Raw genomic sequence first — 12,496 nt, forward strand, 5'->3', positions numbered from 1 at the left:
CAAACACCAATACATGGCATCGAATTCAGAACACGGGCAGACAGAAGCACTTGGAGACGGTCCGACGGCAGGTCAGTGGGTCACACAGACGAAGGCGTTCGCGCTCCGGAACCTTCGCGCGATGCTGCGCACGAAAGCGACGATTATCTGGGGATTTGGCTTCCCCGCCTTCTGGTATTTCCTGACGAGTCTCGTCTTTCTCCCCGACGCCGAGGAGGTCGGCGGGGCGGCGACGCTCGCGGACGTGAAGGGGTCGACGGCGGTCTCGCTCGGCCTCTTTGGTGTCCTCACGGTGACGCTGGTCGCCTTTGCGGGTGGACTCAGCGCCGACCTGACGGCGAAACGGTACCGGAAACTCCGGTCGCTGCCGGTCGCCCCCAGCGCGGATTTCGCGGGGCGGTATCTCGCTGGCGTCGCGGTCGCGGCCGTCGCGTACGTGCTGGTGTTACTCGTTGGCCTGGTCGACGGGGCCGCCTACACGCTCCGGGGACCGGGGTCGATTCCGGTCGTCGTCGGCTCCTTTCTTCTGTTCTCGCTCGTCGGGGTCTCCGTCGCGGTACTGGTGACCCGACTGGTCGAGGACTCCGAACTGGTCGTCGGCATCACGAACGCTATTTTGCTGGTCAGTTTCTTCCTCACCGGCTACAACGGCACGTCGCCGGCGCTGCTCCCCGAGGAGAGTCACTGGCTCGTCAACGTCGCGCCGAACTCGCTGGCGACACGTCTCCAGACCTGGCATCTGACCGAGATTCCCGCGACGACACCTGCGGGCGTCGAACAGGCCGGACTCACGCCGCCGGCGCTTCCGGTGGGCCTCGGGTTCGTCGCGCTGCTTACGACGTGGGCGCTCGTGTTCGGCGGTGCCGCCGCGTATCTGATGGACAGAGCCGTCTACAGCGGCGAGGGGGGTGAGTGACCGTGACGACCCCAGCTGTCAGCGTCCGCGGACTCCGGAAAGATTTCGGGAACGGCGACGTGCTCGCCGGCGTCGACCTCGACGTGCCCGACGGCGAGATTACGCTTCTCATGGGACCAAACGGCGTCGGGAAGACCATCCTGCTGTCGTGTATCGCGGGCGGGTTACATCCCGACGACGGCGAGGTCACCGTCTTCGGTGCCTCGCCGGGCGCGGCCGCCGAGTCGCTGAGTTTCATGCTCCAGGACGCGATGCTCGTCGACGAACTGACCGGCCGCGAGAACGTCGCCTTTTTCCGGGACCTCCATCCCCACTCGACCGACGAGGTCGAGGCGATTCTGGAGACCCTCGACTTCGAGACCGAGGCCCTGGAGATGGAGGTGGGCGACTACTCGGGCGGAATGAAACGAAAGCTCGAACTCGCCATCTCGCTGAGCGTCGACGTGTCGCTGTATCTGCTCGACGAGCCGACCGCGGCCCTCGATATGACCACCGTCGAGCAACTCCACTCGCTGCTCGCCGACCGCCGCGAGGCCGGCGAGACGATTCTGGTCTCCAGTCACTTGCCCGCCGACGCCGAACTCGCGGACACTATCGCCGTCGTCACCGACGATGGTGTCACTGCTGTCGACTCGCCCGAGGCGTTACTGGCGGCGGTGCCGCCTGTGGTGCTCGCCGAGGGGCCGGCAGACATCGCCGACGCCGTCCGAGACGGTCGGCTGTTCGAGGGCGAGATTCACCGCCGTGGCTTCCTGCGCGAGGGCGTCGACCCCGAACGGGTGACCGGTGACGAGGGAACCGCCGTCCAGGTCCGAGAGCCGACCTACACCGATATGTTCAATTACTACGTCCATCTCAGGGGCACACGATGAGCGGGGACACCGAAATCGACCCCGAACTGCTCCGGGAGGAGGTGGCCCAGATAAAGGACGCGATGGGCCTCCAAGAACGCTATCCCGGCCAGTTCCAGCTCTGGCTGGTTTTCGGGGTTGCGGTCTTGCTCGCTTCGACTGCCTCACAGCTCATCGCGCTCCGTGAGCTGTCGGGCTCGCTACACGCCGTCGCGTGGTGGGTGCCGCTGGGCGGGGCCTGGCTCTATCAGTGGTGGAAAACAGACGACGTCGAGGCTACGAACCCCGACGCGAAACCCAGACTCGGTGTGCTCTGGCTGTCGGTATTTGGGCTGTACGTGGTCTTTCTGTTCACGCTCGACCCGGCGCTCGACACGCTATCGGCCGAGGCCGCCCAGATTCTGCTGTTTAGCCTCATCGTCGGACTCATCGGCGTCGCGTATCTCGTCGTCGGTGAGGCACTGCGGGCCTACTACATCCGACGACGCGACCGGTGGGCCTTCTACGTCGGCGGCATGTGGATGTTGGCGCTCGCAGCGGTGATGCCAAACGTCGACGCTCTGGAGACGTGGGGGTACGCGACCTTCGGCGTCATCTATGCGGTTCACGCCGGCGTGTCCTATCTCGTACTCAAGTAAGCATGGAGTTCGACAAGCTCGTCCACCAGCCGACGCGACTGCAAATATTCGCGTATCTCTACCGCCACGGCCGCTCGCCGTTTACCGAACTCGTCACCGCTCTCGACGTGACCGAGGGGAACCTGTCCAGTCACCTCCAGACGATGGAGTCCGAGAGAGCCGTCGTGGTCGAAAAGGAGTTCGTCGACCGGAAACCACAGACGACATACGAGCTCACCGACGAGGGGAACGAACTGTTCGAGGACCACGTCGAAACTCTGGAGACACTCATCGACGGTCTCGACGGCTGAACCCTCTCTGTGACTGATTCAGGCGAACACGTACACTGAGCCCGCTGGCTCGCCCGATGGCACGTTCCGCCCTGGTGCCCCGACGACGGCCGTTTCGCTGTCGGCCGAGACCGCAACAGCCTCGCCGAATGCGTCGCTGGCGTTGCCCTCGGCGGGCGAGAGTGCGGCCTGCTGTTGCCAGCTCTCACCGACCCGCGAGAACAGGAACGCCGCGCCGGTCACGCCGCGCACGTCGCTGCCGAGCGTGGCACCGACGACAGCGGTCTCTCCGCCGTCGGAGACGGTCACTGCCCCACCGAAGAAATCGCCCGGCTCACCGTTGCTGGCGGTGAGTTTTGTCTGCTGTTGCCAGTCGTCTCCGCCTCGTGTGAACACGTAGGCAGCGCCTGCGTTCTGGCCGTTTGGCTCTTCCTCGCGGCGGGCTCCGACGACGGCGGTCGTGCCGTCACCCGATACCGCGACGCTGTAACCTAGTTCGTCGCCCGTGTCGCCGTCGTCGGCGAGAAGCGCGGTCTGCTGTTGCCACTCACCGTCAGCCCGCGCGAACACGTACGCTGACCCGCGTAGCGGGGACTCCTGGCTGCCGTCGCCGGGACAGCCGACTACCGCGTTTTTGCCATCGCCCGAGAGTGCGACTGACCTGCCGAAGTTCTCCGCTGTGTCGCCGTCGGCTGGGGCGAGTCTCGCCTGCTGTTGCCAGCTACCATCGACACGCGAGAACACATACGCTGAGCCGCCTTCCGTGCCGTTCGGGTCGTCGTCCAGGCTGGCACCGACGACGGCTGTCGTCCCGTCGTTCGAAACCGCAGCCGACGCGCCGAACCGGTCGTTTTCGTCGCCGTCGTCGGGAACGAGTGCGGTCTGTCGTTCCCACCCCTCCTCTGTCTGTGTGAACACGTAGGCCGCTCCCGCGTTCTGCCCGTTGCGGTCGCTTCCAGTGGCTCCAGCGACGACACTCGTGCCGTCTGCCGATAGTGAAACGGCGTCGCCGAGTTCGTCATTCTCCTCACCGTCGCCGGCGACGAGCCTGGCCTGCTGTTGCCAGCCGCCCTCGTCGCGCGAGAACACAGACAGCGAGCCAGCGTCGCTCCCGTCTCCGGTATCGTCGCCGACCGCTCCGACGACAGCAGTCGTCCCGTCCGCAGACACGGCGACCTCGTGGCCGAAGAAATCTTCCTCCTCGTCGTCGGGGCTGAGCTTTGCCTGCTGTTGTAACGGCTGGACCAACGTCGGCCCGTCACCGTCGTCAGTGCCGTTCGCTGTCTTCGCCGTGTCCTCGCCGTCGACGCCGGTCTCACCGTTGGCCTCGGTCTCGTCGTCGTCGCGACATCCAGCGAGCGAAGCAATCGAGATTGTGCCGGCTGTTGCGAGCAACTGTCGTCGAGTCCGCTGCATACCGGCGACTCGAGATGACCGCTGAAACCCTTACCGCATTCGTTCACAGGAACGACGGCTTCGTCGTCGTGCGGTCACACCGGGTGACGAGACCGCCACGCACTGACTCACGGAGGGATTTAGAGGCTTGAACCCGAAGGGTGGCGCATGGAGTCGCACCTGCGCGCCGGCGTCGCGGTCTACAACGCCGGCCAGTACCACGCGGCCCACGACGCCTGGGAGGACCACTGGCTCGACCTCGAACAGGGGACCGACGACGAGCAGTTCCTCCACGGGCTCATCCAGTTCACCGCTGCTGTCCACCACGCCCGTACTCGCAACTGGAGCGGAGCAACCGGGCTGGCGAGCAGTGCCCGCGACTATCTCGGGGCTGTTCCGGCAACCTACCGCGGGCTCGACGTGGCCGACGCGAGACGCTTTCTCGCCGCCCTCGCAACGGACCCCGAACGCATAGAGCGCGGCCAGCCGCCGGCACTGACCATCGACGGAGACGCTATCGCGCTTGCAGACCTGGCCTTCGAGCCGACGACAGTCGCCGCCGAAGTCCTTGCCGAGGAACACGACTACGACACGGGAGTCATCGAGCAGGCGGCCACGTTCGCGCGGGCGGACCTCGACGACGGACAGACGGCCAGCCCGTTCGTGACGCTGTTGTTCGATTTCACGAGAACACCCACACAGCGCCCCATCATCGCTCAGCGACTCTCGGAACACACACAAAAGCGGGCACAGCGTGCAGACGACGTCGCTGGACTGTTCGACGCGTAGTCAGGTGTCGACGGCGACATCGCGGATTTCGAACCGTGCGCCGCCGCTCTCGCTCTCGGTGACAAGAAGCGACCAGCCGTGGTCTTCGACCACCCGCCTGACGACTGCGAGTCCGAGACCGGTCCCGTGTGCGAGGTTGGTTGTCCCGCTCGTGAGGACGGCCTCGCGGTCGCTGGGCGGGATGCCGGAGCCGTCGTCCTCGATGAAAAACCCCTCCTCGAAGGAGCCAACGGTGACGGTGACGCCGTTGCCGGTGTGCTCGACAGCGTTGCGAAGGAGATTCGCGAGTAGCTGGTGGAGGCGGTCGGTGTCGGCACGCACCGTCGCCTCTGTGTCGACGACGAGTTCCGTGTTCGGCGTTCGGATGTGTTGCCAGCACTCGGTCACGAGGCGGTCCAGCCTGACGGGTTCGACCATGACCTCGGCGCTCCCCTCACGCGCCAGCGCGAGTGTGTCGTCGATGAGACGGCTCATCCGCTGAATCGACCGTTCCATGTGTTCGAAATGCTCTGCGTCGCCGGTGTCTCTGGCGAGCGAGAGCCGCGCTTCGAGGACACTCAGCGGGTTTCGCATCTCGTGGCTCAGTCGGCTGGCGAACTGGTCGAGCCGCTCGTTTTGTGCCTCGAGCTTGCGCGCCCGGCGCTGTAGCTCTTTCTGGCGCTCTATTCGCTCGATTGCGGCTTCGGCCGAGTCGGCGAGTAACTCGATAATCTGGCGGTCGGTCTCGTCGAAGGCGTCTCGCTCCCGTGTTGCCGCCTGGAATATCCCCCACTTCCCGAGTGGCACACTGATAACCGACTGATAGTCGGAACTCGCCGCCCGGTACTTGGTCTGGTTCAGGTCGTCGACGACGACGGTCTCGCCCCGGTCGTAGGACTCGACTGCGAGACTCCCCGACTGGTCCAGTGGCGTCTCCGTATAGAAATCTTCGAGGTTCATCGTCGAGCCGACTGCCCGCGTCTTCAGTACATCACCCACCCGCTCGTCGAGCGTACAGATAGCGATGTCGAGGACTTGCTCGACGGTTTCGACGAACAGGTCGTAGATATCGTCTTTCTCGGTGGTGAGTTTCATTGCCGTCGAAACGGCGTGGACGGCCTCTATCTGCTCGTTTTGCCGTTCGAGCGCTGCGGTCCGCTGTTCGAGTGTGGTCTCTCGTTGAATGCGCTCGATTGTCGTCGCCAGCGGCGCAACGAGTAACTCGACCAGCCTGCGGTCTTCCTGGTCGAAAGCCCCCGTCTGTTCGCCGATTGCCTGGAACGCCCCCCAGCCGCCGACTGGAACTGTGAGCACGCTCTTGACTTGCCCATCGTTCTGTGCCGCCTCTCTCATCTCTGTAATGTCGTTGTCGATGCGAGATTCGTCTGCGGAGAACGCCGCTCCCACGATTCCCTCGTCGATACCGAGTGGCCTGTCACCGGGTTCGAGGTCGTCGGCCCGCTCGACGGCGACCACCTCGAACATCTCGCTCTCGCGGTCTGCCTTGGCGATGAGACAGCCGTCGAACCCCAGAATCTCGGTCGCCGTCGATACCGTTTGGCAGGCACTTTCCTCGATGCTGTCGGACGCATACAGGGCCGTGGTTGCTCGGTGAAGCTGTTCGAGGCGCTCGCTGTCGAGCTGTGAGTCGACACGCTCTGATTCGGCCTGCTCGTTTCGCTCCATCTATCGTACCACCAGTCTGTTTGCGGCGCCGTACAGGCTATCTAGTCAGGAAGCCCATAAAGGTATTATCACGTACCATTCCATCGACATTCTAGCTGAGTTGTCGACAGCCGGCGGTCGTCGCGCCGTGATATGCCTGTGATACTGTCAGGTGGTTTCTCGAAAGTCTTTAGGAGGCAACCCGGCCTAACACCGATAACGAGGTGGCCCCCGTGAGAGTTATTATCACCGAGAAAGACAACGCTGCGCGCCGAATCGCGGACATTCTGAGCGACGGAACTGCCGACGCCGAGAGGCGAAACGGCGTGAACGTGTATCGCTGGGGCGGCACCCGTGTCGTCGGCCTCTCTGGTCACGTCGTCGGGCTGGATTTCCCGCCAGAGTACGAGAACTGGCGGGACGTCGAGCCGGTCGAACTCATCGACGCCGAGGTGGTCACCGAGCCGACACAGGAGAACATCGTCCGCACGCTGTCGGAGCTGGCCGCCGAGGCCGACGAGGTCGTCATCGCGACTGACTACGACCGCGAGGGCGAACTCATCGGGAAAGAGGCATACGAACTCGTTCGCGAGGTGTTCGACGGCCCAATCGAGCGCGTCCGGTTCTCCTCGATTACCGACCGCGAGGTCCACGAGGCGTTCGACAACCCCGACGACCTGGATTTCGACCTCGCGGCCGCCGGCGAGGCCCGGCAGGTCATCGACCTCATCTGGGGGGCCGCACTCACCCGGTTTCTCTCGCTTTCCGCTCGCCAGCTCGGCAACGACTTCATCTCTGTCGGCCGGGTCCAGTCGCCGACGCTGAAGCTCATCGTCGACCGCGAGCGCGAAATCGAGGCCTTCGACCCCGAAACGTACTGGGAGCTGTTCGCCGACCTGACCAAAGACGGCGATACCTTCGAGGCACAGTATTTCTACGACGACGACGGCAGCGAGGCCGAACGGGTCTGGGACGAGGAAGTCGCGACGACCGTCAACGAGACAGTCGAGAGCGCCGATACCGCGACCGTCACCAGTGTTTCCCGTCGAACACGGACGGACTCGCCACCCGACCCGTTCAATACGACGGCTTTCATCAGCGCTGCGGGTTCGCTGGGATACTCCGCACAGCGGGCGATGTCCATCGCGGAGGACCTCTATACGGCCGGCTATGTCACCTACCCGCGGACCGACAACACGGTCTACCCGGACGACCTCGACCCCGAAGCGTTGCTCGATTCGTTTGTCGGGACCGACGAGTTCGGCGACGACGCGGAGTCGCTGCTCGCTCTGGAGGACATCGAACCGACCGAAGGCGACGAGGAGACCACAGACCACCCGCCGATTCATCCGACCGGCGAGTTGCCGGCGTGGGGCGACCTTGAGGAGGACGAGTGGAACGTCTACGAACTCATCGTCCGGCGGTTTTTCGCCACGGTGGCAGAGGCCGCGACCTGGGAGCATCTCCGCGTCGTCGCCGAGGCCGACGGGCACACGCTCAAGGCAAACGGCAAACGTCTCGTCGAGGAGGGGTATCACGCGGTCTATCCGTACAGTAGCGCCAGCGAAAACGTCGTTCCGGACCTCGAAGAGGGGGAAACGCTCGCTATCGCGGATGTCGACCTCGCCGAGAAAGAGACCCAACCGCCCCGGCGGTACGGCCAGTCTCGGCTCATCAAGCAGATGGAGAAGATGGGTATCGGGACGAAGGCGACCCGTCACCACATCATCGAGAAACTCTACGACCGGGGGTACATCGAGGACGACCCGCCCCAGCCGACGAAACTGGCCGAGGCAGTCGTCGACGCCGCCGAGGCGTTTGCCGACCTCGTCGTCAGCGAGGAGATGACCGCCCAGCTCGAACGCGACATGACCGCTATCGCCGAGGGCGAGGCGACCTACGAGGAAGTGACCGAGGAGTCGAGAGAGATGCTCCGGCGGGTGTTCGCGGAACTGCGCGAGTCACAGGAGGAAATCGGCGACCACCTCCAGGAGTCGCTCAAGGCCGACCGTCGGCTGGGACCGTGTCCGGAGTGTGGCGACGAACTGCTGGTCCGGCGCAGCCGTCAGGGGTCGTATTTCGTCGGCTGTGACGGCTTCCCTGACTGTCGGTTCACGCTGCCGCTGCCAAGCACCGGCGAGCCGCTCGTGCTCGAGGAGCACTGTGAGGACCACGACACCAACCACGTGAAGATGCTCGCGGGCCGGGACACGTTCGTCCACGGCTGTCCCCGGTGTGCCGCCGCCGAGGCCGACGAGAGCGAGGACCGCATCCTTGGAGCCTGTCCCGAGTGTGGAGGGGAACACGACGGCGAACTCGCCATCAAACAGCTCCGCTCTGGCTCGCGGCTCGCGGGCTGTACCCGCTATCCGGATTGTGAGTACTCGCTGCCCCTGCCCCGCCGGGGCGACATCGAAATCACCGACGAGTACTGCGAGGAGCACGACCTCCCCGAACTCGTGGTCCAGGACGGCGACGAGCCCTGGGAGCTTGGGTGTCCGGTCTGTAACTACCAGGAGTACCAGGCCCGCCAGGCAATCGACGACCTCGAAGACCTGAACGGCGTCGGCCCGGCGACCGCCGAGAAACTCGCCGACGCCGGCGTCGATTCGCCGGAAGACCTCACAGATGTCGACCCCGACGACCTCGCCCAGCGGACCCAGGGCGTCACCGCCGAGACGGTCCGCGAGTGGCAGGCTGAGCTTGCCGGCTAGGTCTCGTCACCGACAGCACACCCCAACAGTGAAAGACTGTTCTTAAGTAACGGCACTTTGAACGAAGAGTATGGACGAACGCACGTACACGGCAGACGCCGAGCCGGGCGACGAGGCGACCGTCGCCGGGTGGGTCCACGAGATTCGAGACCTCGGTGGCATCGCATTCCTCATTCTCCGAGACACGACCGGGAAGATTCAGGTCAAATTCGAGAAAGACGAGATGGACGACGACCTCGTCGAGACCGGGCTGGGTGTCCACCGCGAAAGCGTCATCAGGGTGGCCGGTGCAGTCGAGGAAGAAGAACGCGCCCCGACGGGCGTCGAAATCGTCCCCGAGAGCGTCGAGGTCGTCGCCGAAGCCGACCCCGAACTGCCCCTCGACCCCTCCGGAAAGGTCGACGCCGAACTCCCGACCCGGCTGGACAACCGCACGCTCGACCTCCGGAAAGACGAGGTCAAAGCCATCTTCGAGATTCGCGCAGAGTTGCTGCGCTCGGTGCGCGAGGCGTTCCGCGGGCTTGGCTGTACGGAGATTAACACGCCGAAAATCGTCGCCACGGGAACCGAAGGCGGCACCGAGCTGTTCCCGATTACCTACTTCGGACAGGAGGCGTTCATGAACCAGAGCCCACAGCTGTTCAAACAGCTGATGGTCGGCTCCGGGCTGGAGCGGGTCTTCGAAATCGGCCCCATCTTCCGCGCCGAGGAACACAACACGCCGCGACACCTCAACGAGGCGACCTCCATCGACTTCGAGTCGGCCTTCTTCGACGAGTCCGACGCCATGGACGCCTGCGAGACGGTCGTTCGCGCGGCCTACGAGGGCGTCGCCGAGAACTGCGCCACGGAGCTTGAGACGCTCGGGCTGGCCGAAACCTTCGAGGTGCCCGAGGAGAGCTTCCCGCGCCTGAGCTACGAGGAGGCAATCGAGCGCATCAACGCCACGGGCGAACTCGACGAACAGCTCGTCTGGGGCGACGACCTGCCGACCGAGGGCGAGCGCGCGCTCGGCGAGGAGATGGGACAGCACTACTTCATCACCGAGTGGCCAAGCGAAATCAAGCCCTTCTACATCAAGGACAAAGAGGACGACGAGCAGCTCTCGACCGGCTTCGACCTGATGCACCCCTCGATGGAGCTCGTCTCGGGCGGCCAGCGTGAACACCGCTACGAACACCTCGTCGCCGGCTTCGAACAGCAGGGACTCGACCCCGAGGCCTTCGAGTACTACACGAAGATGTTCCGATATGGTATGCCACCCCACGCCGGCTGGGGACTCGGCGGCGAGCGCCTCGTGATGACGATGCTCGGACTGGACAACATCCGCGAGGCCGTGCTGTTCCCGCGAGACAGGCAACGGCTGAGTCCGTAGGCGAAACCGTCCCTGTCGAGCGGAGTGGCGGTGTTCCCGCGAGACCGCCAGCGGCTCTCATCGTGGACCGCCGGCGGTTTTGCTGTCCGACATTCTGACGGTCAAACGGCGGTTTGACCGTTCGTCTGTTCTTTTTGAGTGTCACCCGTCGTTGCCAATATGAACCGTCGTACGTTCCTCGCTTGCTTGGGAGGTGGGTCGACCGTCGCACTGGCCGGATGTCTCGACGACACGGGGGCTACTGATGCGGACGAGCCGCCCGAGATTCCGCCACAGTCGTGTCCACCGGCCGAGACCGACCGCGCGAGTTCTGTCTGCTCGCACACCGTCGAGACGGAGACGGTGTACCTCGACCCGTCGCCGTCAGCAGCCACTCTCGACGCTGGAACTCCGACAGAGGAGATAACGGTGACCCTGCACAACCAGTCCGCGACGGCGCTCTCGTTCAACCCGCACAGTTGGCGACTCTGGCACAATCCCGACTCCTCGTGGACCGCTCTCGACCAGGAACGCTCCGGCAACGGTCACGTGACCGTTCCACCAGAGTCGACACACTCGTGGTCGTTCATGGAAACAGTCGACTCGGTCCGAACCGAGCCAGCGCTCGACCCTGGCGTGTACGCCGCAGAACTCGGTGTTCCCGACCCCGAAGCCGACGGGGACTGGATTGCCTGTTTTGCGCTCGTCCGACTCACTACTTGATGTCGTCTTCGTGTCGACAGAATAAACCTGCTAGTCCACTTCACCAATGGCACGCTCTCGCAGGCGACCGGTCATCTGGAGGCCGTGGTGGTCGGTCCGGCGGATGACCCGCTTTGCCTGTGTCGTCGAGAAGTACTTGTCCTCCAGTGACGCGCGGACGACGATACCGAAGGTGCCGGTGACGGTCGCCCCGAGGCCGTCCGCGACGGCCCGGAGCCGGCGGTCATCAGAGACGAGCGCGCGCTTTTCGCCGCGGTCTCGGGACGCCAGCAGGCCGGCGACCAGATGTACGTCGCTCGTCCCTCTGTTCGCATCGAGCAGATTGGCGGCGTCGTCGAGATACTCCTCGGCTGGGGGTGTCGTGTCGACCGCGTGCTCGGCGAGAAACCGGTCGAGATTCGTCGCGGCGGGCTCGACTGTCACCTGGTCGACGACCGCCTGGGGGACAGCGAGGTCGCCGTCGACGACGCCGAGCAGGTCGAGGTCGCCGACCTGTCCGAGGTCGTACAGCGGCGTCGCGTCGACGTAGACGCGCATGGTCACAGCTCCCGGGCGCGCTCTGCGTCGAAGGACAGCTCTGTCTCGTCGAGTTGGGTCGTGAGCCCGCGGTCGTGGGCGATTTCGAGCCACTCGGCAATCGAGACGCCCGCCAGCCGCGCGGCCTGGTTGACCGACACGTCGTCGCTCTGGTAGCGCTCGACGGCGTGCCTGGTACGGAGGGTTTCGATACCTTCACGAAGCGCCTGCCGCATAGTCGTGCTCCTGTCCTGTTCGAGCAACGCGGCGACTTCGTCCAGCTCCGCCTTCTCGTCGTCGCCAATCCGGACGCTTACTGTCGGCATGTACTGGCTTATTCCGACATATTCCACTTGAAGATGCGGGAAGCGTCGCTGTCGGCTTGATTCGACCGGCAGAAGACGAGACCGCTACTCGGACTGCATCTCTTCGAACTGGTCGAGGAGCTGCTCCGTGGACTCTCCACTCTCGTACTCGACGCTACCGCGGTACTCGTTGCGCTCGTCGTCGAAGCTGGCATCTACCTCACTGCTCATGCGCTCACGACGCTCGTGCTCCTCGTTGTCATATGCTCCCATTGACATCGTATACCACACACACTCTTAGGTGGTATAAGTTATCAATGTAACGGTTATTTGGTACCGAATGACATGATACGGCCGACGGGGTACACGTATCGGATGGATA

13 protein-coding genes are annotated in these 12,496 nt (G+C 64.3%); 8 read left to right on the forward strand and 5 right to left on the reverse strand.

Annotated elements, in window-relative coordinates; all coding sequences use genetic code 11:
- Window positions 1–13 precede the first annotated feature (13 nt).
- From BLR34_RS11300 to BLR34_RS11315, 4 genes are read left to right on the forward strand one after another with little or no spacing between them, the layout of a single operon-like run.
- The gene (locus tag BLR34_RS11300; protein WP_092703072.1) at window positions 14–916 is read left to right on the forward strand and encodes an ABC transporter permease; all 903 of its coding nucleotides are present in this window, start codon (window positions 14–16) and stop codon (window positions 914–916) included.
- Window positions 917–918: 2 nt separating this feature from the next.
- The gene (locus BLR34_RS11305; protein ID WP_218120881.1) at window positions 919–1,788 is read left to right on the forward strand and encodes an ABC transporter ATP-binding protein; all 870 of its coding nucleotides are present in this window, start codon (window positions 919–921) and stop codon (window positions 1,786–1,788) included.
- Window positions 1,785–2,405, forward strand: coding sequence for a hypothetical protein (locus BLR34_RS11310; RefSeq protein WP_092703076.1), 621 nt, complete (start codon window positions 1,785–1,787; stop codon window positions 2,403–2,405). Before BLR34_RS11305 ends, BLR34_RS11310 begins: the two co-directional genes overlap by 4 nt.
- 2 nt (window positions 2,406–2,407) lie before the next feature.
- Window positions 2,408–2,695, forward strand: a complete 288-nt coding sequence (locus BLR34_RS11315; protein WP_092703078.1) for a transcriptional regulator — start codon at window positions 2,408–2,410, stop codon at window positions 2,693–2,695.
- 18 nt (window positions 2,696–2,713) lie between these two features.
- On the opposite strand, the gene BLR34_RS11320 is transcribed toward BLR34_RS11315, so the two are convergent.
- Window positions 2,714–4,090, reverse strand: coding sequence for an FG-GAP repeat protein (locus tag BLR34_RS11320; RefSeq protein ID WP_092703080.1), 1,377 nt, complete (start codon window positions 4,088–4,090; stop codon window positions 2,714–2,716).
- Between the two features lie 147 nt (window positions 4,091–4,237).
- Here BLR34_RS11320 and BLR34_RS11325 point away from each other — a divergent pair, with 147 nt between their 5' ends.
- A complete protein-coding gene (locus BLR34_RS11325) occupies window positions 4,238–4,858 on the forward strand; it encodes a DUF309 domain-containing protein (RefSeq protein WP_092703081.1) in 621 nt (206 codons plus the stop codon).
- On the opposite strand, the gene BLR34_RS11330 is transcribed toward BLR34_RS11325, so the two are convergent.
- Window positions 4,859–6,523 carry a sensor histidine kinase gene (locus BLR34_RS11330; protein WP_092703083.1) on the reverse strand — a complete coding sequence of 555 codons (1,665 nt, stop codon included), beginning with the start codon at window positions 6,521–6,523 and terminating at the stop codon, window positions 4,859–4,861. It abuts the gene before it with no gap.
- 212 nt (window positions 6,524–6,735) lie between these two features.
- Here BLR34_RS11330 and BLR34_RS11335 point away from each other — a divergent pair, with 212 nt between their 5' ends.
- The 3 genes from BLR34_RS11335 (at window position 6,736) to BLR34_RS11345 (ending at window position 11,293) form a co-directional block, all read left to right on the forward strand.
- Window positions 6,736–9,216 carry a DNA topoisomerase I gene (locus tag BLR34_RS11335; protein ID WP_092703181.1) on the forward strand — a complete coding sequence of 827 codons (2,481 nt, stop codon included), beginning with the start codon at window positions 6,736–6,738 and terminating at the stop codon, window positions 9,214–9,216.
- A gap of 70 nt (window positions 9,217–9,286) precedes the next feature.
- Window positions 9,287–10,591: an aspartate--tRNA(Asn) ligase gene (gene aspS, locus BLR34_RS11340; protein ID WP_092703085.1), complete on the forward strand. Its 1,305-nt coding sequence runs from the start codon at window positions 9,287–9,289 to the stop codon at window positions 10,589–10,591.
- A gap of 159 nt (window positions 10,592–10,750) precedes the next feature.
- Window positions 10,751–11,293, forward strand: coding sequence for a hypothetical protein (locus tag BLR34_RS11345; RefSeq protein WP_092703087.1), 543 nt, complete (start codon window positions 10,751–10,753; stop codon window positions 11,291–11,293).
- Window positions 11,294–11,323: 30 nt separating this feature from the next.
- Here BLR34_RS11345 and BLR34_RS11350 read toward each other — a convergent pair whose 3' ends face one another.
- The 3 genes from BLR34_RS11350 to BLR34_RS17030 all read right to left on the reverse strand — a co-directional run bounded on the left by BLR34_RS11350 (window position 11,324) and on the right by BLR34_RS17030 (window position 12,393).
- Window positions 11,324–11,830: a PIN domain-containing protein gene (locus tag BLR34_RS11350; protein WP_092703089.1), complete on the reverse strand. Its 507-nt coding sequence runs from the start codon at window positions 11,828–11,830 to the stop codon at window positions 11,324–11,326.
- A gap of 2 nt (window positions 11,831–11,832) precedes the next feature.
- Window positions 11,833–12,135: a UPF0175 family protein gene (locus BLR34_RS11355; RefSeq protein ID WP_092703091.1), complete on the reverse strand. Its 303-nt coding sequence runs from the start codon at window positions 12,133–12,135 to the stop codon at window positions 11,833–11,835.
- An 84-nt stretch (window positions 12,136–12,219) separates the two neighbouring features.
- Window positions 12,220–12,393 carry a DUF5786 family protein gene (locus BLR34_RS17030; protein WP_176765307.1) on the reverse strand — a complete coding sequence of 58 codons (174 nt, stop codon included), beginning with the start codon at window positions 12,391–12,393 and terminating at the stop codon, window positions 12,220–12,222.
- Window positions 12,394–12,496 lie beyond the last annotated feature (103 nt).

Source organism: Halovenus aranensis (assembly GCF_900100385.1).
Classification (GTDB): Archaea; Halobacteriota; Halobacteria; order Halobacteriales; family Haloarculaceae; genus Halovenus; species Halovenus aranensis.